Below are 24,188 nucleotides of genomic sequence, written 5' to 3'. Positions count from 1 at the left end.
GCCAGCTGATCCCGATCAAGCTTTGCGCACCTTGCCCCCCGGTTTTTAGCCCCTTTTCCTGCTACTGCTTGAGCCTGACTCGGGGGGCAGGTATCTTGTTGGCCGCGTCATGGTCATGACGCACCGAATTTCAGGCTGACATCATGATAAAAATTGCCCTCATCGACGATCACCAGATCGTCCGATCCGGTTTTGCCCAACTGCTCAATCTGGAGCCCGACCTCCAGGTGGTCGCCGAATTCGGCTCCGCCAGCGATGCCCTTGCCGGTCTGCCCGGCAGCGGGGCGCGAGTCTGTGTCTGCGACATCTCGATGCCCGACCAATCGGGGCTGGATCTGCTCAAGCAGCTCCCCTCCGGTCTGGCGGTGGTGATGCTCTCGGTGCATGACAGCCCCGCCCTCATCGAGCAGGCCTTGCAAACCGGCGCCAAGGGGTTTCTCTCCAAGCGCTGCAGTCCGGACGAGCTGATCGCCGCCGTACGCACCGCCGCCCAGGGGGGGTGTTATCTTACGCCGGACATCGCCCAGAAACTGGCCAGCAGCAGCCGGGATCCCCTCACCAATCGGGAGCGGGAGATTGCCCAGTTGCTGGCACAGGGGCTGGAGGTGAAGGCCATCGCCGAGCAGCTCGGCCTCTCCCCCAAGACGGTACACGTCCATCGCGCCAACCTGATGGACAAGCTCAAGGTCAGCAACAACGTCGAGCTGGCCCACCGCATGCTGGATAGCTGGTGATCTCCCGTTTTGCCAGCTATGTCGCCATCGCGCTGGCGGCCTGTTTCATCTTTGCCGCCGGCTGGTTTTGCCTCTGGAGCATCAGCCTGCATCTGGCGGGCGGCCCGGCGCTGGCGGTGCTGCTCTTCCCCTTCGGCCTGCGCCTCGGCTTGCTGCTGCAAAGTCCCGGCCACTACTGGCCGCCGCTGTTGCTGTGCGAAGGGCTACTGCTCTACTGGCTCAATCTGGAAGTGGGGCTGACCCACTGGCCTTGGCTAGTCGCGGGCAGTCTGTTGACCCTGCTACCGCTGCTGATTGCCCGTCGCCAGCAGGTGCGCAATGACTGGCAGCAACTGTTGCTGCTGCTCGCCACCGTCACGGCGGCGGCGCTGCTGCAAGCCCTGCTCTGGCATCTGGCCGGGGAAGATGGCCTCTCGGCCCTGCTGCTCAGCCTGACCGGCGGGCTGACGCTGACCTCCACCTGCATGCTGATCTGGCACTACCTCACCCGCGCCACCTGGGTACCGCTCGGCCCTGCGCTGGTGGATCAGCCGGTAGAGTGGCGCTTTCGCCATCTGGTCTGGTATCTGTTGCTGTTCGTATTGAGCCTCTGGCTGCAACTGGGATTGCCCAACTCGCTGGTGCGCTTCACCCCGTTTTGTCTGGCCATCCCCATCATCGCCATGGCGTGGCGCTACGGCTGGCAGGGAGCGCTGCTCGCCACCCTGATGAACACCATCGCCCTGCTGGCCAGTCAGGCCTGGCACGATCACCCGCTCGATCTGTTGCTCTCCCTGCTGGCCCAGAGCCTTACCGGCCTGCTGCTCGGCGCCGGGATCCAGCGCCAGCGCGAACTCAATCAGGCGCTGACGCGCCAGCTCGCCCATAATCGTCAGCTCACCGAACGGCTGCTGGAGACCGAGGAGAGCATCCGCAAGGAGGTGGCGCGCGAGCTGCACGACGACATCGGCCAAACCATCACAGCCATTCGTACCCAGGCCGGGATCGTGCGCCGCCTCGCCCCCGACAACGCCGGGGTGGGCCAGAGCAGCGCCCTGATCGACACACTGTCGCTCGGGATCTACGACGCGGTGCGCGGTCTGCTCGGGCGGCTGCGCCCGCGCCAGCTCGACGACATGACTCTGGAACAGGCGGTACGGGCACTGCTGCGGGAGCTGGAGCTGGAACGTCACGGCATCGTCACCCGTCTGGAATGGCAACTGGCAGATGGCGATCTCTCCGATGCCCAGCGGGTCACCCTGTTTCGGGTCTGTCAGGAGGGGCTCAACAACGTGGTCAAACATGCCAACGCCCACTCGGTCACCATTCGCGCCCGAACCAGCGGCGAGCAGTTGCAACTGGTACTGGAAGATGATGGCCGCGGTCTGCCGGAAAGCCGCCCGCAGCAGGGCTATGGCCTGCTCGGCATTCGCGAGCGGGTACAGGCGCTCGGGGGCAGTCTGCAACTCTCCTGCATCCACGGCACCCAGCTGACGGTCAACCTGCCCAGTCGCAGACGGGAGGAGAGTCATGGCTAATCACCACCAGAGGGCCTGCCTGTGCTGAGTTTTATGAGAAGCGCGCCGCCCAGGCCCCTTATCCGGGATCAGGCCGAGATCGACACCACCTATCGCCACTGGCGGCTGCACCTGCTGCTGACCATGTATCTGGGCTACGCGGTCTTCTACTTCACCCGCAAGAGTTTCAACTTCGCCATGCCTGACATGCTGGCGAGCGGCATGCTGGACAAGTCCGATATCGGCATGCTCTGGACCCTGTTCTACATCACCTACGGCTGCTCCAAGTTCTTCTCCGGCATCATCAGTGACCGCGCCAACCCGCGCTACTTTATGGGTGTCGGGCTGATGGCCACCGGCGTTATCAACATACTGTTCGGCCTCTCGTCGGCACTCTGGATGTTTGCCGCCCTCTGGGTCGCCAACGCCTTCTTCCAGGGCTGGGGCTGGCCCCCCTGCTCCAAGCTGCTTACCAGCTGGTATTCGCGCACCGAGCGCGGGGTCTGGTGGTCGGCCTGGAACACCGCCCACAACGTCGGCGGCGCGCTCATCCCTCTTATCGTCAGCACCATCGCCCTGCAACATGGCTGGCGCTACGGCATGATAGTGCCCGGCCTTATCGCCATCATCGCGGGATTGTTCCTTTGCTGGCGGCTGCGGGATACCCCGAGTGCCATGGGATTGCCAACGGTGGGCGAGTGGCGCAAGGACGCCATGGAGCTGGCCCAGCAGACCCAGGATGCGGGGCTCTCCCATCGCCAGATCCTGCGCAAATATGTGCTGGGCAACCCCTATATCTGGCTGCTCGCCTGCTGTTACGTGCTGGTCTATGTGGTGCGCACCGCCATCAATGACTGGGGCAATCTCTATATGACCGAGCAGCGCGGCTTCAATCTGATGAGCGCCAACTCGGCCATCTCCATGTTCGAGGTGGGGGGCTTTATCGGTGCGCTGGTGGCGGGCTGGGGATCGGACAAGCTGTTCAACGGCAACCGTGGCCCGATGAACCTCATCTTTGCGGTGGGGATCCTGCTGGCGGTGGGCTCGCTCTGGCTGATGCCCTTCTTCAGCTACGTGATGCAGGCGGCCTGCTTCTTCACTATCGGCTTTTTCGTGTTTGGCCCCCAGATGCTGATCGGCATGGCGGCGGCGGAGTGCTCCCACAAAAATTCGGCGGGGGCGGCCACCGGCTTTGTCGGTCTCTTTGCCTACATGGGGGCGGCGCTGTCAGGCTATCCGCTGGCCAAGGTGATGGAGATCTGGCACTGGAACGGCTTCTTCGTGGTGATCTCGGTGGCGGCGGGCATCTCGGCCCTGCTGCTGCTCCCCTTTCTCAAGGCGCAGGCACCGAGAACCCCTCAAACGAATGCAGAGTAGCGGGTGGCAGCTGACAAGCTATATCCGGCAAACAGAAACAAACAGGGCGCGGATCACCGCACCCTGATTTTATTCCTGAACCTATTCCTGCATCAGGCAGCCTGACAGACCCGGTTCTTTCCTTCCCGCTTGGCCCGATAGAGAGCGTCATCCGCACGGCTGAACAGGCTGTCAAAGTGCCACTCCCCCTGCCAGTGAGCAATACCCATGCTGACGGTGATATGGATCCCCTCGACCTCGCTGGCCGCAAGCTGAACCCGCAGTGACTGACAACGGGCAATCGCCTCCTCTGCGGTGGCATGGCGAAACAACAGCACAAACTCCTCGCCCCCAAAGCGACTGGCCAATACTCCCTCCAGCTCGCGCAGTGCCAACCCGACCCGCTCCAGCACCCGATCCCCCACCTCATGGCCATGCCGATCGTTGATCTGCTTGAAGTCATCCAGATCGAGCACCGCCAGCGCCCCCTGCTGTGCAGGGCGTCCCCGGGCCAGACGCTCCATAAAACCACGGCGATTGAACAAGCCGGTCAACGGATCATGACTGGCCTGATAGCGCAGTTCCAGCGCCCGGTGCTGGTTGCAGAGCAGCAGCACCCCGAAGGTGAGCATGGAGCTACCCACCAGCATGGAAACATAGGGCAACACGTTGAACAGCTGACGCTGGAACGGGCTTTCGATCACCTCGCCCCACACGGTAAACATCCGCATCAGGGTCATGGCGATCAGCACCAGATTGAGGCCAATCAGCACCCAGACCGCCACCTGATAATCGGGTCGACCGTGACGCCAGAGCTGCCAGATGATGAGCGTACTGAGCATGAGGAAGGTGGCGCTGCTGATCATCACCCGTACCGCAATCCGGCCATCGATGGCGACCGACCAGGTCATGACGGCGGCAAACAGCAGGATGAATCCCCAGCAGACAGGCCAGCCCGGCGATTGCCGGAAGAAACAGCGTTGGGCGACCAGCAATAACGACACATGAAAAATCAGGAAGACATTGCCCACCCAGGAGCCATAGGGGGTGGGTGTCAGCAGCAGACTGGCAAATCCCGCCTGACCCAGCATGGCAAACAGACTGGACCACCACCAGACCCCGACGCCGGGAATATCGTTGTGGGTAACGCGAATGATGGTGAGAGTGAGGAAACCGAGACAATAGCCACACAAGGCCATGATCATCAAGGTAAAAATATCCAGCTTAAGCAGTAGTGAGGCGTCCATACCAAAGCCATGCAGAGAGGGTAACTGAGTATATGAGAAGCGTTTGCCAAGACCCAGTGCGACTTGATGGTTTTCACAATAAAGCCCGTTCGTTTGCTGACAAACAGAGCAATGCGTGTGATATCCCACCAATGCGTATTCGTATCAGCCCCACAAAAAGCCTCTTACGGAGCCCAATAACTCAATGAGAGTCGCAAGCGGCACCCAGGCTTTGTAACAAAATGTCTTGGGGATAATTTGGGCTTGAACCCACTCAATTAGATAGATATGTTGTTTTCGTGTGATTTTATGAATGAAGCCATGAGCAATAAATGTCTCTAACCTGTTGAGTCTTCTGACACAATCGGTTTTTGGTACATTTTTCACTCAACCACTATTCATAGCATCTCATATGGGGCTTTTGTCCCGCTCAAGACATTCATCCTGTCTTGCCTGTTGCCGGATGCAGCAGTCTCTTGTGCCACGGAGTCGCACGGGATCAGGTTCAAGGCCGAACACACCACCGACAGAGACGTCACTTATGATCAAAAAACTGATTCTTTCTACCCTGCTGTTTTGCGGGATCGCCACGGCGGCCCCGACCCCTGCCCCCACCTCCACCCTGGATGCCGTGCTCGAACGCGGCGTGCTGCGAGTCGGCTTCGACGCCGGCTATCAACCCTTCGAGATGACCAACAAGCAGGGCCAATACATCGGCTTTGATGTGGATCTCGCCAAGATGGTCGCCAAAGAGATGGGCGTGAAGGTCGAGTTCGTCAACACCGCCTGGGATGGCATCATTCCGGCGCTGCTGACCAACAAGTTCGACGTCATCATGGGCGGCATGACCGTCACTCCCCAGCGCAACCTGCGAGTCAACTTCGCCGATCCTTACATCGTGGTCGGTCAGACCATCGTCCTGCGCAAAGAGAAGGCGGGCGAAATCAAATCCTTCACCGACCTCAACGACCCGAAATACAAGATCGCGGTCAAGCTCGGCACCACCGGCGAGCAGGCAGTCAAGCGCCTGATCCCCAAAGCTACCCTGCTGCAGTTTGAAACCCAGGATGACGCCAAGCTGGAAGTGATCAACGGCAAGGTCGATGCGTTCGTCTATGACCTGCCCTACAACGCTATTTTCGCCTCCCAGAATCAGGGCGCCGTGGTGCACCTCGACAAGCCGTTCACCTTCGAACCGCTGGCCTGGGCCATCCGCAAAGGGGATCAGGACACCCTCAACTGGTTTAACAACTACCTGCGCCAGATCAAGGGCGATGGCAGCTACGACCGTCTCTACAAGAAATGGTTCGAATCCAACGCCTGGCTGAACCAGCTCAAATAACCTCCGGGGGGCGGCACATGCCGCCCCTGCACCACGCAGCTCCCCACACAATAACGAGAAGAGGTTGTGACTGTGCACACACCCAAACCGACAAGACAGATGGAAAAACAGCCCAATCAGCTACTCTGGCATGGGGTTTTCCTGCTGATGCTGCTGGTTGCCGTATTCGGCATCTATAAGGCTGTCCAGTCAGTGGATTACACCTGGCGCTGGGAACGCATTCCCCAATACATCGCCTATCAGGCGGAGCAGAAGAATGTCGCCGAATTTGACGGCACCGTGATGGCAGGTACCAGCGAGGCCGAGAAGGGCAAGCTGTTCCTGCAAGACGATCTCGACCCCAATGTGCGGCAAACCATCGCCAGCACCGGCATACAAGTCGCCGAAGGGGATACCGTTTTTCGTGGCGATACCCTCGACACCCAACTGAGCTGGACCGCAGGCCCCATCGCCTGGGGCGTCTGGGTCACCGTCAAGCTCTCGCTGGTAGCAGGCATCTTCGCCATCCTGCTCGGCACCCTGGCCGGGCTGGCGCGTCTTTCCCCCAATCCGGCCCTGCGCAATCTGGCGGTCACCTATGTGGAGCTGATCCGCGGCACGCCGCTGCTAGTGCAGATCTTCATCGTCTACTTCTTTATCGGCACCGTGCTGAACCTCGACCGCTTCACCGCCGGGGTCGCCGCGCTGGCCGTCTTTACCGGGGCCTATGTGGCGGAGATCGTCCGCGCCGGTATCAGCTCCATCCACAAGGGGCAGATGGAGGCGGGCCGCAGCCTGGGTATGACCTCCGCCCAGACCATGCGCTACGTCATCCTGCCGCAAGCGTTCAAGCGGGTGCTGCCACCGCTGGCGGGCCAGTTCATCAACCTGATCAAGGACTCCTCGCTGGTCTCGGTTATCTCCATCACCGATCTGACCAAGGCGGGGCGCGAGGTGGTGAGCTCCACCTTCAGCCCGTTCGAGGTATGGTTCACCGTGGCCCTGCTCTATCTGGTGCTCACCGGCACCCTCTCTTTCCTGGTACGCCGTCTCGAGGTGAAATATGCACGTAGCAACTGATCCCATCATCAAGGTGCCACAGGTGTCGAGAAGTGCAGCCATCACCGACACCCCCTTCGCCTTCCCGGTTCGTTTTCTGGAGGTGAAATATGCGCGCAGCAACTGATCCCATCATCAAAGCGACCGGCGTAGAGAAGTTCTACGGCAGCGAAGTGCACGCCTTGAAAAAGGTCAGCACCCAGGTCGCCGAAGGGGAAGTGGTGGTGATCGTCGGCCCCAGCGGCTCGGGCAAATCCACCTTCCTGCGCACCCTCAACCAGCTGGAGACCATCAACGACGGCAATATCGTGGTCGACGGTATCTGCCTGACCGAGCCGGGCGATGTCAACAAGCTGCGGGAAGAGGTGGGCATGGTGTTCCAGTCCTTCAACCTCTTTCCCCACCTGACGGTGCTGGATAATATCTGCCTCGCTCCGCAGAAGGTGCGTGGCCTGTCGCGCCGTGAGGCCGAAGACAGAGCCAAGGCGCTGCTGCTGAAAGTGGGGCTGTCGGTGAAAGCGGCCAGCTATCCCTCCCAGCTCTCCGGCGGTCAGCAACAGCGGGTGGCCATTGCCCGGGCACTCGCCATGCAGCCGCGCATCATGCTGTTTGACGAGCCCACCAGTGCGCTGGACCCCGAGATGGTGGGGGAAGTGCTGGATGTGATGAAGGGACTCGCCCGCGAAGGGATGACCATGGTGGTGGTGACCCACGAGATGGGCTTTGCCCGCGAGGTAGCGGATCGGGTGCTCTTTATGGAGAGTGGCGAACTGCTGGTAGATGAAAAACCGGCCGACTTCTTCGACAATCCCCCCTCCCCGCGTCTGCGCCAGTTCCTGAGTCAGGTGCTGTAGCCAACACGCTCTGCTGGATAAACGAAGAGGGACCGCAAGGTCCCTCTTCTTGTGTGTCACGCTGAGCAGACTCAACCCAGCTGAACCCGAGTGCCCATCTCATCGGCTCAGCGCGGGGACTTTCCCAGATAGCGCTCCACGATCACTTTCACCCCGTCACGTTTTTTGAGCTGATAGAGCTCCTTGTCAAACTGGTCGATAAAGGCCTGTTTGTAGGGGTACTCCCCCTTGCGGCTGTAGCCGAGAAACCCCTGCTCCTTGCTGAGCACCGGCCCCTGTTTGAGCAGGGACATATCGGCCACCGCCAGCTGATCGGCCTTTATCATGTTGAGCAACTCATAGAGCAGGGAGAGGCGATCATTGATGGTGCAATCGACCCGGCCGCGGACAATCTTGAGCAGGTTCTCCCGATTGCTTTTCACCTCCTCCACGTCGATCTGCTTCTCTTTTACCGCCTGCCAGAAGGCATCGCCGCCGACGGCAAAACCGGCGTTCATGCCAAAGCGCAAACCGTGATAGTCGAGCGGAAACCTGGCCTGCGGGGTATTGGCCGCCACACTGGCGCCGCACATCACCACCAGCTCTTCATCCAGCATCGGCTGGGAGTAGGGCCACATGTAAGGGCGGGTGTCGGGCATGTAGTAGGGTGGAAAAATGGCGAAGGCGGTCCCCTGTTCCACCATGCTCAGACCGCGCCGCCACGGCATGGGCTTGAGCACCACCTCATAGTCAGGCATGGCAGAGGTCACCTCGCGGATGATGTCTGCATAGATCCCCCTGACCTCCTCCCCCTCCTGCCAGGAGTAGGGGGGATAGGCGGCATCCGCCAGGATCTCGACCCGGGTCTTGGCGTGCGCCATCATGCACAACCCCAGCAACAAGCAACACCAGACGCGCATAAGCCAGCACCTCCTGAAAAAGCCCGCATCAAGCATAGCCATCCGCCGCGCCTTCCTCTGCTGCCGCGCCATATTTCATGCCATCTCTTCGTTGGCAGAAAAATGTTAATGAAATATTAAAGCCATCCTTTATGCTGGAGAGCAATTGCTCTGAATGGATGGCCGCATATGGATGTGCAACTGCTTTTGCTCTACCTCTCCCCGGTTTTTCTGGCCTTTATCGGCTGGGAGATGCTCTACCTGCGCAAACATGGCGCCGCCTTTCCCACCGCCACCTACCAGTGGCGGGATCTGTTCGCCAACGCAGCCCTGGCCCTGATGCACCAAGGGGGCGATGCGCTGGCGGCCATCGCCATTGCTTATCTGTATGACACCCTCTGGGGCTGGCGACTGTTCGATATCGAGCTCACCTTCTGGAGTGTGCTACTGCTGTTCCTGTTGCAGGATCTCTGTTACTGGCTGTTCCACTTCACCAGCCACCATGTGCGCTGGCTGTGGGCCTCCCATGTGGTGCATCACAGCTCGGAGCGGCTCAATCTCTCCACCGCCTTTCGCCAGAGCCTGATGTACCCGATCTCCGGCATGTGGCTGTTCTGGATCCCGATGATTGTCATCGGCTTCCCGCCCGAGGCGGTGGTCGCCACCGTGATGCTGAGTCTGGGCTTCCAGTTTTTCGTCCACACCCAGGTGGTGGACAAGCTCGGCTGGCTTGAGTGGATCTTCAACACCCCCTCCCACCACAGGGTGCATCACGCCAGCAACGCCAAGTACATAGACCGCAACTTTGCCGGCGTGCTGATCATCTGGGATCGGCTGTTCGGCACCTTTGTGGAAGAAGACCCGGCCGAGCCATGTCGCTTTGGCATCACCAAGCCTATCCACAGCTTCAACCCCCTCACTCTCACCTTCCACGAGTGGCGCGACATGCTGCGTGACGCCCGTGGCCTACCCTGGCGACAAAAGCTCGCAGTGCTGTTTGGCAAACCGGCCGGACCTGCCAGCCGCTAAGCCTTCTCCCCAGGTCACAACTCCCGGATAGCAAGCCCCTGATAACCAGTCCCTGATAACAAGAGAGCGCCACGGCGGCGCTCTCTTTTATGGTCAGTCATATCTTCGATATCAGAGATGGGCAAACGACCAGACGGCGGGGATAAGGCTCAGCAAGGTCACTCCGGCCAACAGCCGCTCGCGACCACTCAGGCAAAGATCTGCGCCCAGCTGACGACGGCTGTAGAGAAACAGCAGCAGACCCGGACCGTAGAGCAGCAAGGAGAGCAGCAGATACTCCACCCCGGCGGCATGGAGCAGCCAGAAGCCGTAACCGCTCGACACCAGCGCCACCGCCCGTATCAGACCGCGGCCATGCCCGCCCTCACCCTTCTTGCTGAACGAGAGCTTGAGCAAGAACAGCCCGATCAGCAGGTAGGGCACCAAAATCATCGAGGTAGAGATAAGCAGCAGGCTGGTGTAGCCCTTGCCGAGCAGCCACACCAGCAGCAGGCAAGTCTGCACCGTCAGGCTGGTGAGCCAGAGCGATGCGATAGGCGTCCCATTGCGGTTCTGGCGCCGGAAGATGGCGGGAAACGCGCCGTGGCGGGCTGCGCTGAAGGGCACCTCCGCCGAGAAGAGGGTCCAGCTCACGTAGGAGGCGAGCACAGAGACGATAAGGCCGACGCTGATGAGCAGCTTGCCCCAGGAGCCGGTCATCTGGGCCATCAACCCTGCCATGGAGGGGTTGGGCAGCGCTGCGAGCTCGGGCCGACTCAATATTCCGAGCGCCAGCACCGAGATAAGCACATAGAGCAGCAGCGCCAATAGCACCCCAAGCACGGTGGCCGTGCCCACATCCCGCCGGTTTCGGGCGCGGGCCGACAGCACCGCTGCCCCCTCGATACCGGTGAAGACCCAGAGGGTGATGAGCATGGTGTTGCGCACCTGCTCGGAAACCGGCACCGCCAGGCTACTGCCCTGCTGATCCGCCGCGAAGGTGACCGGATCGAACCAGTAACAGGCAAACAGGATAAACAACAGCAGCGGCAGGCTCTTGGCCAGAGTCGCCACCAGATTGAACAGCGCCGCCTGCTGCACGCCACGGGCCACCAGCAGGTGCACCGCCCAGAGGATGCAAGACTCGCCGATGAAGGCCGCCAGGGTATTGCCGTCACCAAACCAGACCTGCTCCGGCGTATCGACAAAGCTGCCCAGCGCCGCAAAGGCGATGACCAGATAACCCACCACGCCGATGGTGGCGCAGAGCCAGTAGCCCCAGGCGGAGAAGAAGCCCACCAGATCGCCAAAACCGGCGCGGGCGTAGCTGTAGATGCCGCCGTCGAGATCCGGCCTGAGTCGCGACAGATAGAGAAAACTCATGGCGAGCGCCAGGATGCCCACCCCCGTCACGCCCCAGCCGATCAGCACGGCGCGGGCGCCTGCCACCTCGGCCATGTTCTGGGGCAGGCTGAAGATCCCCGCCCCCACCATGGAGCTGAACACCAGCGCGGTGAGGGACCAGAGCCCAATCTTGCTCTCTTTCATGGAAGCTCCTTAGCGCAACCGGCTGCTCAGCGCCTGAATATGCTCGGGGCCGATGCCGCAGCAACCGCCGATCAAGTTCGCACCGGCCGCGCGCCAGCGCTCTGCCCAGCCAAGGTAATCCAGCGGCCCCAGATCGGCGCGGATCTCGTCCAACCCATCATTGGCGGTGGCCTCTTTGGGTTGCGGCGGGAAGGCGTTGGCATAGGCGCCGAGGCGAATATCGGTGCGGCCCTGCTCTTGCAAAGCGTCACCGGCCACTTTGAGCGCCCCCTCGATCACCTCGGGCTGACAGCAGTTGAACAGGATGGCATCGACCCCGGCCGCTACTAACGTGGTCACCGCATCGGCCACCCGCTCGCCGGAGCGCAGTCGCGGCTCGTTGCCCGGCGCCTCATCTTCCAGCGTGAAGGAGACCCAGAACGGCTTGCCATCGTCAGGCAACAGCGCTTTCAGGGCCAGTGGCTCGGCAATCAGGCTCATGGTCTCGGCCAACCAGATATCCACATAAGGGGATAGCGCCCGGATAAGCGGTGTCGCCAGCTCGCTCACCCGGTCCGCCTTGAACAGGTCGGCACGGTAGGAGCCAAAGAGCGGCGGCAGAGAACCCGCTACCTGCACGGCACCCTTCTGCTCGTCAGCCACCTCGCAGGCCAGTTGCCCAGCCAGCGCTGCCAGCCCCTCCCCTTCGGCAAAGAAACGCTCATCGCCGATATGAAACGGCACCAGCGCATAGCTATTGGTAGTAATGACCCTGGCACCGCTCGCCACATAGGCCTGATGCACGTCACGCACCGTCTCTGGCGCCTCCATCAAGGCCAGCGCCGACCATTCGGGCTGACGAAACGGTGCCCCCCGCCTTGCCAACTCGCGCCCCATGCCCCCATCCAGCACCCACAATTCCCTGGTTTCCATCTGTCGAGTCTCTTTGTTATATGCGTTGTTTATTTGCGTATTTATCTGTTTGTTTTGTTGATCTGCGGCTTCACATCGAATCGCTGCAGATCGTCCAGCTTCATCTTGGGAAGCCCTTTTATTATGCGGCCATAAAAACATATGGATGTTTAGATGGCCAAAACAAGATAAAGCAAAGCGCCACGGGCGGCAATCAGTATCAGCAGAAATCAGCGTGCAAACGGCGAGGCAAACGCAGAAATGCAAGAGGCCACCCTAAGGTGGCCTCATCACAATCTTGATCCGCTGGTAACTTAACGCCCGGCCAGCACTCGCTTAATCTGTTTGACCCAGTCGGAGACCCGACCCTGCTGCGGCAAACCGCGCCAGACCTGCTCCCACTGGGCAGGGCTGAGCGGACGACCGAGGCGACGCTGTACACCCGCATAGAGGTAGTCATGGGCCGTGGTGGCCGCATGCTCGGAAGTGAGGAATTTGGAGACCGGATCGGTCAACCGCACATCCCGCATGCCGAGCAGCGGATAGTCGTTGTGCACCGCCGCCAGCATGGTCTCGCGCATGGCGGACTCGATGTAACCACGGGCAAACAAGGCGGTCACCGACTCCAGCGACCCCTGATCCGGGCCATGATACTGCTCATCAAAGACCGGGCTCGGCTCTGCCATGCCGCTTTGTACCACCGCATCGGGATCCGGCTGCGGCACGACCACGGCAGGCTTGGGGGTTACCGGCTTGGCTGCCACTGTGGCTTTGCGCGGCGCGCTCTGACTACAGGCACCCAGTGCCAGGGCGAGCGCGACACAGGCCAGCGCACGGGAATGAGACTGCATCTTCATGACTCTTATGTCGCTCCTTTTACGATTCCTGAGCTGGCTTCTCGGCCACAGCCGGTTCGACCCGGGTAACCAGCAGCTGATCAATCTTGTAACTGTCGATATCCACCACTTCGAACTTGTAACCGGCGTATTTGACCGAGTCAGTGCGCTTGGGGATCTTGCGCAGCATATACATGATAAAGCCGGCGATGGTCTCGTAGTTCTGGTTCTCGGGGAACTCTTCGATATCGAAGGCGCGCATCACGTCGGAGATGGGGGTGACCCCGTCCACCAGCCAGGAGTTCTCGTCGCGCTGGACGATCTGCTCTTCCACCACGTGGGTCGCCCACTCGCCCATGACGGTGCTCATCAGGTCGTTCATGGTGACAATCCCCACCACCAGCGCGTACTCGTTCATCACCACGGCAAAGTCGCCACGATGATTCTTGAAGTACTCCATCGCCTCATAGAGGTTCAGGGTATCGGGGATGATGATGACGTTCTGCACCAGGTTGCCACCGATAAGGTCGATGCTCTGGCCGCCGATAACGCGGATCAGCAGCTCTTTGGCATCGACAAAGCCCTTGATGCTGTCGAGGTTGTGGTCACAGACCAGAAACTTGTTGTGGGGATGTTCGGCGATCTTCGCCTTGATGCTCTCTTCACTCTCTTGCAGGGTGAAGTAGATAAGGCTCTCGCGAGCCGTCATGGCGGAGGTGACACCAAGGGACTGCAACTCGAACACGTTCTCGATGAGCTGATGCTCCTCGCGCTGGATAACCCCCGCCTCGGCACCGGCATCCATCACCGCATAGATATCGTCGGAGGTGATCTCGTCGTTACGCACCGTGGAGACGCGCATCAGACGGAACAGGGAGTTGGCCAATCCGTTGAAGACCCACACCAGCGGCATCAGCACGGTGACGAAGAAGAGCATGGGGCGCACCACCACCACGGCAATCTGCTCGGGCATGGTCATGGCCAGACGTTTGGGCATCAGATCGGCGATCAGGATAAACATGCCGGTGACGAACACGAAGGAGGCACCGGAGCTGATCTCGCCAAGCCAGGGCCCTTGGTAGAACTGGGAGACAATCCCCTTGATGGCGGGGTTGAGGGCAGACTCACCCAGGATACCGCCCAGAATGGCGACGGTATTGAGGCCAATCTGCACCACGGTGAAAAAGTTGCCCGGCTGGGCCTGCAGGGCCAGCACCTTTTCGGCCTGGCGATTACCTTCATCCGCCATCACCTGCAATTTGATTTTGCGAGACGCGGCGAGAGAGATCTCGGAGAGGGAGAAGAACACACTGCCGCCAACCAGCAGCATTAAAAAGAACAAACTATCGGCAAAACTCATGATTAACCTATTGCTACACCCGCCTTAGCACAAGACGGCAAACTGGGCCCGGGAGACCGGACCGTGAGCCCATCCGGGACTCACACAGGGGGAGTATTCTATCAGAAAACAGCCAGTTGGGGGCTTTATCTTACTCCGACCAGTTATGCAACAAAAAAGGCGCTTCACGCGCCTTTTTATTCACTTCCGGTTAGCCCTTGCCCAGCAGGGTGCCCAGATCATCCGCCTTGGTGTGGCGCACATCCTTGCCTTTCACGTAGTAGACGATGTACTCGCAGATGTGCTGGCAGCGATCGCCGACCCGCTCGATGGCCCGCGCCGCCCACAGGACGTTGAGTACCTGGGGGATGGTGCGGGGATCTTCCATCATATAGGTCATCAGCTCACGGATGATGGACTCGTACTCACGGTCTACCTTGTCATCTTCCTTGTAGACCGCCAGCGCCGCATCCAGATCCATGCGGGCGAAAGCGTCGAGTACATCGTGCAGCATCTTGATGGTACGACGGCCCATGTTCTCCAGCGACACCAGCGGCGGCTGCGGCTTGTTGGCGTTGTCGGTCAGCATGCGGGCGATCTTGTCAGCCACATCGCCAATGCGCTCCAGATCGGTGATGGTCTTGATGATGGCCATCACCAGTCGCAGGTCGGAGGCTGTCGGCTGACGCTTGGCGATGATGCGGGTGCACTCCTCGTCGATCGCCACTTCCATCGCGTTGACCTTGTGGTCGTTGGCCACGATCTTGCGCGCCGCATCGAGATCCTGATCGTGGATCGCCGCGATGGCGTCGGTGAGCTGCTGCTCCACCAGACCGCCCATCACCAGCACCTGGTTGCGCACGCTCTCTAGCTCGGCATTGAACTGACCGGAGATGTGTTTATTGAGGTTCATATTGTCCATACAAATAATCCTTGATTGCTCCGATTATGCCTTAGCCGTTGAACCGACTGCCAATCTGTTTGCTGAGATTCATCCTCTCCTCTCCTTAGCCGTAACGACCGGTAATGTAATCTTCGGTCTTTTTCTTGGCCGGGGTGGTGAAAATGGTGTTGGTATCCGAGTACTCGATAAGCTCACCCATATACATGAAGGCGGTCTGATCCGACACTCGCGCAGCCTGTTGCATGTTGTGGGTCACGATCACCACGGTGAACTGGCTCTTGAGCTCGTTGATCAGCTCCTCGATGGTGAGGGTGGAGATGGGGTCGAGCGCCGAGGTCGGCTCATCGAGCAGCAACACTTCCGGCTCAATGGCGATGGCGCGGGCAATCACCAGACGCTGCTGCTGACCACCGGAGAGACCAAAGGCGTTGTCATGCAGACGATCCTTCACCTCGTCCCACAGGGCCGCACCACGCAGGGAGCGCTCGGCCGCTTCATCCAGAGTGCGACGATCGTTGATCCCCTGCAGGCGCAGACCATAGACCACGTTCTCGTAGATGGACTTGGGGAACGGGTTCGGGCGCTGGAACACCATGCCCACCTGACGGCGCAGGGCGGAAACATCGACGCTCTTGTCATAGATGTTATGGCCGTGCAGTTGGATTTCTCCCTCGATGCGGCAGATCTCCACCAGATCGTTCATCCGGTTGATGCAGCGCAGCAGGGTCGATTTGCCACAGCCTGACGGGCCGATAAAGGCGGTCACCTGCCCTTTGGGGATCTTCATGTTGACGTTGAACAGCGCCTGTTTGCTGCCGTAGTACAGGTTGAGATCCTTCACCTCCAGCGCGGTCTGCTCCGGGGTCAGGTTGAGCAGGTCCAGCGCGGTGTGCTGGGTAGACGTGGTCGTTACGTTGATCATCTGTTACCTCAAAATCTATCTGGAGTGGCCGGACAGCTGCCGGCGCCCCTCACGTATTGGTGCAGAGAGATGGCGGCTCGCGCTCGGCCGCCCCTCTGTTATCTCACTCTTGTATCACTCAAGCGGCGCCGGATTAATGCTCCAGCGACCGGAATTTCTCGCGCAAGTGGTTACGAATACCGATAGCGGTCAGGTTCAGACCCACGATCACCGTCACCAGCAGGAAGGAGGTGGCGTAGACCAGCGGGCGGGCAGCCTCAACGTTGGGGCTCTGGAAGCCGACGTCATAGATGTGGAAGCCCAGGTGCATGAACTTGCGCTCCACATGCAGATACGGGAAGTTGCCATCCATCGGCAGGGTCGGTGCCAGTTTTACCACCCCCACCAGCATCAGCGGCGCCACTTCACCGGCTGCACGGGCAATCGCCAGAATAAGGCCGGTCATGATGGCAGGGCTCGCCATCGGCAGCACGATGCGCCACAGGGTCTCGGCCTGGGTCGCGCCCAGTGCCAGCGAGCCCTGACGGATGGTGCTCGGGATCCGTGCCAGCCCCTCTTCGGTGGAGACAATCACCACCGGCAGGGTCAGGATAGCCAAGGTCAGCGCCGACCAGATCACGCCGGGTGAGCCAAAGGTCGGGCTCGGCAGCGCTTCCGGGTAGAACAGCTGATCCAGCGAGCCACCGAGCGTGTAGACGAAGAAGCCCAGACCAAACACGCCGTAAACGATGGAGGGCACGCCCGCCAAGTTGATCACCGCAATGCGGATAAGCTTGGTCAGACTGTTCTTGCCCGCATACTCGTGCAGATAAACCGCAGCCACCACCCCCAGCGGGGTCACAATGATCGCCATCAGGATAACCATGAAGACGGTACCGAAGATGGCCGGGAACACCCCGCCCTCGGTGTTGGCTTCGCGAGGCTCACCGGAAACAAACTTGCCAATCTGGTGGAACCAGTGACCCACCTTGGCCAACAGGCTCATGTCGTTGGGCCATACCACGTCCAGTACCTTGGACATCGGCATGGTCACCAGCTCGCCACGCATATCCCGGACTGTGATGGCATCGCGATCGGCTTGGCTACGCAGAGAGAAGAGCTCTTTTTCCAGCACCTGATAACGATCGTTGAGGGCCTGACGCTCACTGGCCAGCTCCACTTTGAGCTGATCGTTCAGCTCATTTTCGAGCTCTGCTTTACGTTCCTTGAGGCGCAACTTCTCTAATTGGTAGTTGATGGCGCCAATGGGGCCTTTTTGCAACTCATTGGCTTGTTCAGACAAACCGTTGCTTCGAGCCAGCATCCGCTTGAGCACTTTGTGCAAATCTTGCTCATGCACGACGCCATCTTCCTTGGCCTCTACCACATAGCCATAGAAGTTGCCGTTGGTAGTACGCTCGATCATTGCCATCTCGACAGGAAGAGCCTGAGACTTGATATCAGTCTCCAGAACCCAGCGAAAATCGAGGTCAACGAACTCGCGGTTACCGGTCTTGACCAGATAACGGGTCAACACCTCACGTTCTTCACCTGCCAATGGCAATCCTGCGGCTCGCAGGCGTTCAACCGGCACCAGCTCACTGTCATTGATTTCACCAACCAACACACTCTTGTTACCGCTGGCGTCTTCCAGCTGCCACTCATAGATAGGGTGGGGCCAGAAGTAGACCAGACCACGCCAGCCGATCAGCAACAACAGACCCAGTACCGCTACCAGGCTCAGGCTGACGGCACCGCCTGTCATCCAGATCCAGGGGGCCCCTGATTTAAACCACTTACCCATTGTCGATTCCTTGCCCGTTACATGGAGCTGTATTTTTCACGCAACCGCTGGCGGACAAACTCGGCCAGGGTGTTGAAGAAAAAGGTGAACACAAACAGTACGAAGGCCGCGAGGAACAGTACTCGATAGTGGGAGCTGCCCACTTCCGACTCCGGCATCTCCACCGCAATGTTGGCGGCGAGGGTACGCAGCCCCTGGAACATGGAGAAGTCCATGATGGGGGTGTTGCCGGTAGCCATCAGCACGATCATGGTCTCGCCCACGGCGCGGCCAAGGCCCATCATCACCGCAGAGAAGATGCCCGGGCTGGCGGTGAGGATCACCACCCGGCTCAGGGTCTGCCACGGGGTGGCCCCCAGCGCCAGCGAGCCCTGGGTCAGATGCTTGGGCACCGAGAAGACCGCATCCTCAGCGATGGAGAAGATGGTGGGGATGACCGCAAAGCCCATGGCGATACCGACCACCAGAGAGTTGCGCTGGTCAAATTTGATCCCCATTACATTGGTGAGCCAGCTACGGGTATCACCACCGAAAAACGCATTTTCGACGACAGGACTGAGAGTAAGAGCCATCCAGCCAATCAGAATAACGACAGGGATCAGCAAGACGGCTTGACTGCCCTCAGGCACACTTTGCTTGAGAGTGTCAGGCAACAGATGCCATAGCAGAGCTGCAAGCAGCATCCCCATCGGCAACATCACCAACATCATGAAAATGCCCGGCAGGTAATCTTCCACGATGGGAGCAAGCCACAAACCAGCCAGGAAACCGAGGATGACGGTTGGCAATGCCTCCATGATCTCGATGGTCGGTTTAACAAACTTGCGCATCCCCGGAGACATGAAGTAGGCGGTATAGATGGCACCGGCAATCCCGAGTGGTACAGCAAACAACAGCGCATAAAAAGCGGCTTTGAGAGTACCAAACGAAAGGGGTACCAGACTCAGCTTGGCTTCAAAGTCGTTGCTGGCGGAGGTGGATTGCCACACATACTGGGGCTCCGGATACCCTTCGTACCATACCTTTTGCCAGAGGGCAGACCAGGTCACTTCGGGGTGATCATTCTCAACCGTAAACAACTTGAAGGTGTCGCCTTGCTGCATCAACAGTGCATTGTGGCGTGGAGAGATGGCCAGGGCAGAAAGCTCCCCCCCCTCTACGGTCTCGGTCAGCAGCTTGGTCTCGCCGGTGGCGTGGAAGAAGCTGATGATGCCGTCCTTGTCGGCACTGATGAAGCCTTTGCGAAAGTGCTCGGGAGTCAACAGATCCACAGCGCCATCACCCTTGAAATCACGGATCTGGGTGAACTGACGTTTGCCATCCTTTGCCACTTCAAACCACTGGGAGATGACGCCGTTGTCATTACCTACCAGCAACGAAGAAGCGCCTGCCAGCAGCTCGACCCGGTTCACGTTGGCGTTGGTGGCATTGATCTCCAGCACGTTGCGCAAGGAGATCTCGCTCAGGTTATGAATGTCATAGACGGAGAGACGATTACCCTGACGTACAAAGAGGATCCGCAGATTGGGGGTCAGCAACATCTGATCCACATGACGCGGCAAAGAGGGAATCGTGTAGTTTTCACTGCTCCACTCAATCTCCCCGGAGATGAAGTTCTCCTCGCCGCTCATCACAGTCATCACGCCACGACCATCTTCGGTCACGGCGGCGGTCGCCATCTTGTCCTTGGTGGCTTCGAACACCATCCGTTGCAGCGCCTTCCCTTGCGGGTCGATCACCACAGGCTCTTCGCCGAAGGGATATTTCAGGCTGGGTTCAATCACCCGCACATCGTTGGGATAGGAGACCTTGAACGCAGGCTGGACAACCAGTGCCTTGCCATCGGCAAAGCCGTAGGCAATCAGCTTTTGGCCCGGCGCCGGCGTTGTGGCCGTGCTGATGTCGCCAGCAACCTGGGCTTGGCCCAGTGACTGGCCAGCCTTGATCTTATCATCTCCTTGTAGCGCGAAGAAGTTGACCTGACCTTTATCGCTGAAGCGAAAGCCGATCTCGTTCTGCTCTTCCATGCCGAGCCAGGCTGTCTTCCCTGCGACGGGCAGGGTAAACGAGGTGGCAGGCTCCATGGAGGCGCCATTGAAGATGGGTTTCACCACATAGAGCAGATAAAAGAAGATAAGCAACAGCGCCACCAGTACCAGGGCTCCGCCTGTGGTGACGCCATATTTGGCCAATTTATCCTTGATCCGGCGTTTTCTACTGCCCGCCATGACCAGGTTTAACGATTCCGATGACATGCAAGACCTCAATGTAAGCTAGGCTTCGCGGCATTATATGGCGGTTGCATGACAGTTTTGTTACATGGGAACCGCTTTAACAGCGGTTGTTAGCGGAAAAATGAGCGGGGAGCCTTTCGAAGGCAGATGAACGCAATATATTGTTTATAAAGGGGTATTTATGAAGGCAATCAGCAAGGGCAGCCTGCGCTGCCCCCGAATGATTCAGGAAAGGGCATCGTTTGATTGTTGCAACGCCAGTTTGGCCGCCTTTTTCTCGGTGCGGCGGCGCTTGAAGAAGGCCGACAACTGGGCCGAGCAGGCATCGGCCAGCACACCACCGGTCAGCTCGACTCTGTGGTTGTGGCGCGAGTCCTGCAAGATCTCGAACACCGACCCCGCGGCACCGGTCTTGAGATCTCGGGCGCCGTAAACCACCCGCTTGACTCGGCTATGGATCAGCGCACCGGCACACATACAGCAGGGCTCCAGCGTCACATAAAGAGTGGTGTCAAGCAGCCGGTAGTTCGCCAGCTGCTGGCCCGCCGCCCGGATCGCCATCACCTCGGCATGGGCACAGGCATCGTGTTCGCTGATGGAGCGATTCCACCCCTCGCCCACCACCTGACCGCCCAGCACCAGTACGGCACCGACCGGGATCTCGCCAATCCCTTCGGCCCGGGCGGCCAATGCCATGGCATGGCGCATCCACTGTTCGTCCTGCTCGGTTTGACTCGGTGTCTCTGGGACCTCTGATGGTTTCACGCCCATCCCCTCTTTATATTGTTCAATTGTGCTGTTTGCATTCCAGCTATCCACATCTGTCAGATAATTCCATAGATAGCAGGCATGAGAGCTCGCGGTGACAGGGCGACGATTATGCCAAATCTGCACGTCAGACCCAAGCCGCATCCCGACTGAGCAATAAAGAAGCAATCAGCATCTCTATGATAAAAAAGGAGTTGCACCCGTTTGGCCATGCTATTAGACTTCCTCCCCGTCAGCCGAGTCTGACTCCGTCGGTGTGTAGCGCAGCCAGGTAGCGCATCTGCATGGGGTGTAGAGGGTCGGAGGTTCGAATCCTCTCACACCGACCATTTTCCCCGAGAATAGCCCAGTCAAACGACTGGGCTATTTTTTTGCCTCCGATTTATCCTCCTGACAACCCCCGCCTATCAAGCGCAAAAAACACTCAGAACCACTTGAATCTTTTTACCGAACTCATTAAGATGCGCAACTTTCCGCCGGTAGACAACACAGGGAGGTGGAAACACGAGTGAAGGGATCACTGTCCGGCTTGCGTGCAACACAGGACCAGGCATGAACCAGAACACCGATTTCGCACCCGCCATTACGCTTTATTCCGTTCCTCACGACACCCCTTGCCACACCGAAAGCGAAAATGAACAGGTCATCCAGCTGGATGTGATCGATCTGGCCGAACCGGATGATGACTATTGAGCCCGGCCAGATGGCCGCTCAATCACTGGGGCATCGCCTGTTCAACGCTCTCCGTTTCAGGCCCTTGGCGAGAAATCTGCAAAAAACGACAAACTGCTAATTCTATCAAGAATGGCAGTATTATTGACTGATGTGTCTCCCCCTTCCCTCTCCGGCATTCCCCCCGACAACTGATACAAACCTACGTTATTGCGCTTCACTTTCCATCGCCGCAACCGCTGGTGCCAACAGAGCCTGCATCACCACACCAAGTTTAAAACGCACGTTCATTAATCAGGTCTAGCATTAGCAAAACATTCATTGCCACATTCAAACGCGCTTTATACGGCTGTTTTGGCAAAGCCTGGAGTTAGGTCGGGATTTGTTTTTGCATTTGTAATTTTATTACGTAATAAGTTACAAGGTGAGGGGCAGGGTAACGGCCCAAACTAGCCGTTGTCAGATGGGAAAAAGCAGGAGCATAACCATCTGCGTAGAGCTTTTATACCAACCAAATAAAGCAATAAAAAACATCAACTTAACCATATCCAAAAAACAGGTGTTTAAAAAAAACTGTTGACGTACTCAACAATATTTCGCACCTTATCAATCGTGTTACCCCGTTGTTGCGGGAACGTTTCAGGAACAGGGATTCGACTTTAGTCGTAGTTAGTAAGTTCAAAATGTAATTCTCAAAGGAGTGAACCTTATGTCGGCACCGGCTCAGACCCACTGCAGCGCCCGCCTTAGCATCCAGGGCGAGATGCTGCCCGAATACGCGCAAATTCTGACGCCGGACGCGGTGGCTCTGGTCTCCGAACTGGTGGAACGTTTTGCTCCCCAAAGAGGGGAATTGCTGAAACAACGTGTGGCACGTCAGGCCCGTATCGATGGCGGCGAGCTGCCGGACTTCCTGCCGGAAACCGCCCACATCCGTGAAGGTGACTGGACCATTCGCGGCATTCCTGCCGACCTGCAAGACCGCCGTGTGGAGATCACCGGCCCGGTCGAGCGCAAGATGGTGATCAACGCCCTCAACGCCAACGTCAAGGTGTTCATGGCGGACTTCGAGGACTCACTGGCTCCCGCCTGGAATAAGGTGATCGAGGGCCAAATCAACCTGCGCGATGCGGTCAACGGCACCATCTCTTACACCAGCCCGGAAGGAAAGGCTTATACCCTGACCCCCAATCCGGCCGTCCTCATCTGCCGGGTACGCGGTCTCCACCTGCCGGAAAAACATGTCACCTTCGATGGCGAGCCCATCCCCGGTGGCCTGTTCGATTTTGCCCTCTACTTCCTGCACAACTATCAGGCGCTGCTGGCCAAAGGCTCCGGCCCCTACTTCTATGTACCCAAGCTGCAGAGCCATCTGGAGGGGCGCTGGTGGAGCGAGGTATTCGCCTGGACCGAGGACAAGTTCGGCCTGCCCCGCGGCACCATCAAGGCCACCGTGCTGATTGAAACCCTACCGGCCGTGTTCGAGATGGATGAGCTGCTCTATCAGATGAAGGATCACATCGTTGCCCTCAACTGTGGCCGCTGGGACTACATCTTCAGCTATATCAAAACCTTGAAGAACCATCCGGATCGCGTTCTGCCCGACCGCCAGGTGGTGACCATGGACAAGCCATTCCTCTCCGCCTACTCGCGGCTGCTGATCAAGACCTGTCACAAGCGCGGTGCGCTGGCGATGGGTGGCATGGCCGCCTTTATTCCGGCCAAGGACGCGACCGTCAACGAGCAGGTCTTCGCCAAGGTCAAAGCGGACAAGGAGCGCGAAGCCAATAACGGCCACGACGGTACCTGGGTCGCCCACCCTGGCCTCGCTGATACCGCCATGGCGGTGTTCAACGCCACCATTAAGGCTGGCGCCAAGAACCAGATCGGCGTACTGCGCGAGCAGGATGCCCCCATCACTGCCGCCGACCTGCTGGCGCCCTGTGAGGGCGAGCGGACCGAAGCTGGCATGCGTACAAATATCCGGGTTGCCCTGCAATATCTGGAGGCCTGGATCAACGGCAACGGCTGCGTGCCCATCTACGGTCTGATGGAAGATGCCGCCACCGCCGAGATCTCCCGTACCTCCATCTGGCAGTGGATCCGCCACGGCAAGAGCCTGTCGAACGGCAAAGTGGTGACCAAAGAGCTGTTCCGCCAGATGCTGGCCGAGGAGCTGGAGGTAGTCAAAGCCGAGGTGGGCACAGCACGCTGGCAGGCAGGACGCTTTGCCGAGGCGAGCAAACTGATGGAAGAGATCACCTGCGCCGACACCCTGATCGATTTTCTGACGCTGCCCGGTTACGAGCGGCTCTGAATCACGGGCCCCCAGCGGGGCTCGCCAATAACAAGTCAATGG

21 protein-coding genes and 1 tRNA gene are annotated in these 24,188 nt (G+C 59.0%); 11 read left to right on the top strand and 11 right to left on the bottom strand.

Annotation, left to right across the window (positions count from 1 at the left end):
- Positions 1-143: 143 nt before the first annotated feature.
- The 3 genes from uhpA to AB5Y86_RS16485 are packed head-to-tail and all read left to right on the top strand — an operon-like array spanning position 144 to position 3,607.
- Positions 144-734 (top strand): transcriptional regulator UhpA, encoded by a 591-nt coding sequence (gene uhpA / locus AB5Y86_RS16495; RefSeq protein WP_005334071.1) that lies wholly within the window; start codon positions 144-146, stop codon positions 732-734.
- Positions 731-2,251: a signal transduction histidine-protein kinase/phosphatase UhpB gene (gene uhpB, locus AB5Y86_RS16490; protein ID WP_100654046.1), complete on the top strand. Its 1,521-nt coding sequence runs from the start codon at positions 731-733 to the stop codon at positions 2,249-2,251. Before uhpA ends, uhpB begins: the two co-directional genes overlap by 4 nt.
- A gap of 21 nt (positions 2,252-2,272) precedes the next feature.
- Positions 2,273-3,607 (top strand): MFS transporter, encoded by a 1,335-nt coding sequence (locus AB5Y86_RS16485; RefSeq protein WP_100654047.1) that lies wholly within the window; start codon positions 2,273-2,275, stop codon positions 3,605-3,607.
- Positions 3,608-3,699: 92 nt separating this feature from the next.
- Here AB5Y86_RS16485 and AB5Y86_RS16480 read toward each other — a convergent pair whose 3' ends face one another.
- Positions 3,700-4,833, bottom strand: a complete 1,134-nt coding sequence (locus AB5Y86_RS16480) for a GGDEF domain-containing protein (protein ID WP_100654048.1) — start codon at positions 4,831-4,833, stop codon at positions 3,700-3,702.
- 520 nt (positions 4,834-5,353) lie between these two features.
- Here AB5Y86_RS16480 and AB5Y86_RS16475 point away from each other — a divergent pair.
- The 4 genes from AB5Y86_RS16475 to AB5Y86_RS16460 all read left to right on the top strand — a co-directional run bounded on the left by AB5Y86_RS16475 (position 5,354) and on the right by AB5Y86_RS16460 (position 8,046).
- Positions 5,354-6,154 (top strand): transporter substrate-binding domain-containing protein, encoded by an 801-nt coding sequence (locus AB5Y86_RS16475; RefSeq protein WP_005334079.1) that lies wholly within the window; start codon positions 5,354-5,356, stop codon positions 6,152-6,154.
- 99 nt (positions 6,155-6,253) lie between these two features.
- On the top strand, positions 6,254-7,213 hold the full coding sequence (locus AB5Y86_RS16470; protein WP_100654049.1) for an amino acid ABC transporter permease: 960 nt from the start codon (positions 6,254-6,256) through the stop codon (positions 7,211-7,213).
- Positions 7,197-7,319, top strand: coding sequence for a hypothetical protein (locus AB5Y86_RS16465; protein ID WP_265324038.1), 123 nt, complete (start codon positions 7,197-7,199; stop codon positions 7,317-7,319). Before AB5Y86_RS16470 ends, AB5Y86_RS16465 begins: the two co-directional genes overlap by 17 nt.
- Complete coding sequence (locus tag AB5Y86_RS16460; RefSeq protein ID WP_279464695.1) at positions 7,303-8,046, top strand: amino acid ABC transporter ATP-binding protein; 744 nt, start codon at positions 7,303-7,305, stop codon at positions 8,044-8,046. Before AB5Y86_RS16465 ends, AB5Y86_RS16460 begins: the two co-directional genes overlap by 17 nt.
- Positions 8,047-8,153: 107 nt before the next feature.
- On the opposite strand, the gene AB5Y86_RS16455 is transcribed toward AB5Y86_RS16460, so the two are convergent.
- Entirely contained in the window at positions 8,154-8,945 is a 792-nt protein-coding gene (locus AB5Y86_RS16455) for an ABC transporter substrate-binding protein (RefSeq protein WP_005334089.1), read from the bottom strand.
- 168 nt (positions 8,946-9,113) lie between these two features.
- Between AB5Y86_RS16455 and AB5Y86_RS16450 the strand changes: the two genes are divergently transcribed.
- Entirely contained in the window at positions 9,114-9,953 is an 840-nt protein-coding gene (locus tag AB5Y86_RS16450; protein WP_100654051.1) for a sterol desaturase family protein, read from the top strand.
- A gap of 111 nt (positions 9,954-10,064) precedes the next feature.
- Here AB5Y86_RS16450 and AB5Y86_RS16445 read toward each other — a convergent pair whose 3' ends face one another.
- The 9 genes from AB5Y86_RS16445 to tadA form a co-directional block, all read right to left on the bottom strand.
- Positions 10,065-11,480 carry a basic amino acid/polyamine antiporter gene (locus AB5Y86_RS16445; RefSeq protein WP_368193464.1) on the bottom strand — a complete coding sequence of 472 codons (1,416 nt, stop codon included), beginning with the start codon at positions 11,478-11,480 and terminating at the stop codon, positions 10,065-10,067.
- 9 nt (positions 11,481-11,489) lie between these two features.
- Positions 11,490-12,392, bottom strand: a complete 903-nt coding sequence (locus tag AB5Y86_RS16440; RefSeq protein ID WP_368193462.1) for a homocysteine S-methyltransferase family protein — start codon at positions 12,390-12,392, stop codon at positions 11,490-11,492.
- Between the two features lie 293 nt (positions 12,393-12,685).
- The gene (locus tag AB5Y86_RS16435) at positions 12,686-13,228 is read right to left on the bottom strand and encodes a hypothetical protein (RefSeq protein ID WP_021231037.1); all 543 of its coding nucleotides are present in this window, start codon (positions 13,226-13,228) and stop codon (positions 12,686-12,688) included.
- 19 nt (positions 13,229-13,247) lie between these two features.
- The gene (locus AB5Y86_RS16430) at positions 13,248-14,567 is read right to left on the bottom strand and encodes a hemolysin family protein (RefSeq protein WP_005334094.1); all 1,320 of its coding nucleotides are present in this window, start codon (positions 14,565-14,567) and stop codon (positions 13,248-13,250) included.
- Between the two features lie 190 nt (positions 14,568-14,757).
- The gene (gene phoU, locus AB5Y86_RS16425; protein WP_005334097.1) at positions 14,758-15,468 is read right to left on the bottom strand and encodes a phosphate signaling complex protein PhoU; all 711 of its coding nucleotides are present in this window, start codon (positions 15,466-15,468) and stop codon (positions 14,758-14,760) included.
- An 85-nt stretch (positions 15,469-15,553) separates the two neighbouring features.
- Positions 15,554-16,372, bottom strand: a complete 819-nt coding sequence (pstB, locus tag AB5Y86_RS16420; protein ID WP_005334102.1) for a phosphate ABC transporter ATP-binding protein PstB — start codon at positions 16,370-16,372, stop codon at positions 15,554-15,556.
- 133 nt (positions 16,373-16,505) lie between these two features.
- The gene (gene pstA / locus AB5Y86_RS16415) at positions 16,506-18,155 is read right to left on the bottom strand and encodes a phosphate ABC transporter permease PstA (RefSeq protein WP_368193461.1); all 1,650 of its coding nucleotides are present in this window, start codon (positions 18,153-18,155) and stop codon (positions 16,506-16,508) included.
- Positions 18,156-18,172: 17 nt separating this feature from the next.
- Positions 18,173-20,410 carry an ABC transporter permease subunit gene (locus tag AB5Y86_RS16410; protein WP_368193459.1) on the bottom strand — a complete coding sequence of 746 codons (2,238 nt, stop codon included), beginning with the start codon at positions 20,408-20,410 and terminating at the stop codon, positions 18,173-18,175.
- Positions 20,411-20,614: 204 nt separating this feature from the next.
- A complete protein-coding gene (gene tadA / locus AB5Y86_RS16405; protein WP_368193457.1) occupies positions 20,615-21,154 on the bottom strand; it encodes a tRNA adenosine(34) deaminase TadA in 540 nt (179 codons plus the stop codon).
- A gap of 255 nt (positions 21,155-21,409) precedes the next feature.
- Between tadA and AB5Y86_RS16400 the strand changes: the two genes are divergently transcribed.
- From AB5Y86_RS16400 to aceB, 3 genes are all read left to right on the top strand, one after another.
- Positions 21,410-21,486: transfer RNA gene (locus AB5Y86_RS16400), tRNA-Pro, on the top strand.
- Positions 21,487-21,709: 223 nt separating this feature from the next.
- A complete protein-coding gene (locus AB5Y86_RS16395; protein WP_005334106.1) occupies positions 21,710-21,850 on the top strand; it encodes a hypothetical protein in 141 nt (46 codons plus the stop codon).
- 688 nt (positions 21,851-22,538) lie between these two features.
- Positions 22,539-24,146, top strand: coding sequence for a malate synthase A (gene aceB, locus AB5Y86_RS16390; protein ID WP_368193455.1), 1,608 nt, complete (start codon positions 22,539-22,541; stop codon positions 24,144-24,146).
- The last annotated feature ends 42 nt before the right edge of the window (positions 24,147-24,188 follow it).

It is taken from the genome of Aeromonas sp. s8, assembly GCF_040907785.1.
In the GTDB taxonomy this organism is placed as follows: Bacteria; Pseudomonadota; Gammaproteobacteria; order Enterobacterales; family Aeromonadaceae; genus Aeromonas; species Aeromonas veronii.
Note: the sequence above shows the minus strand (reverse complement) of the source record. Positions and strands in the feature narration are given on the sequence as shown.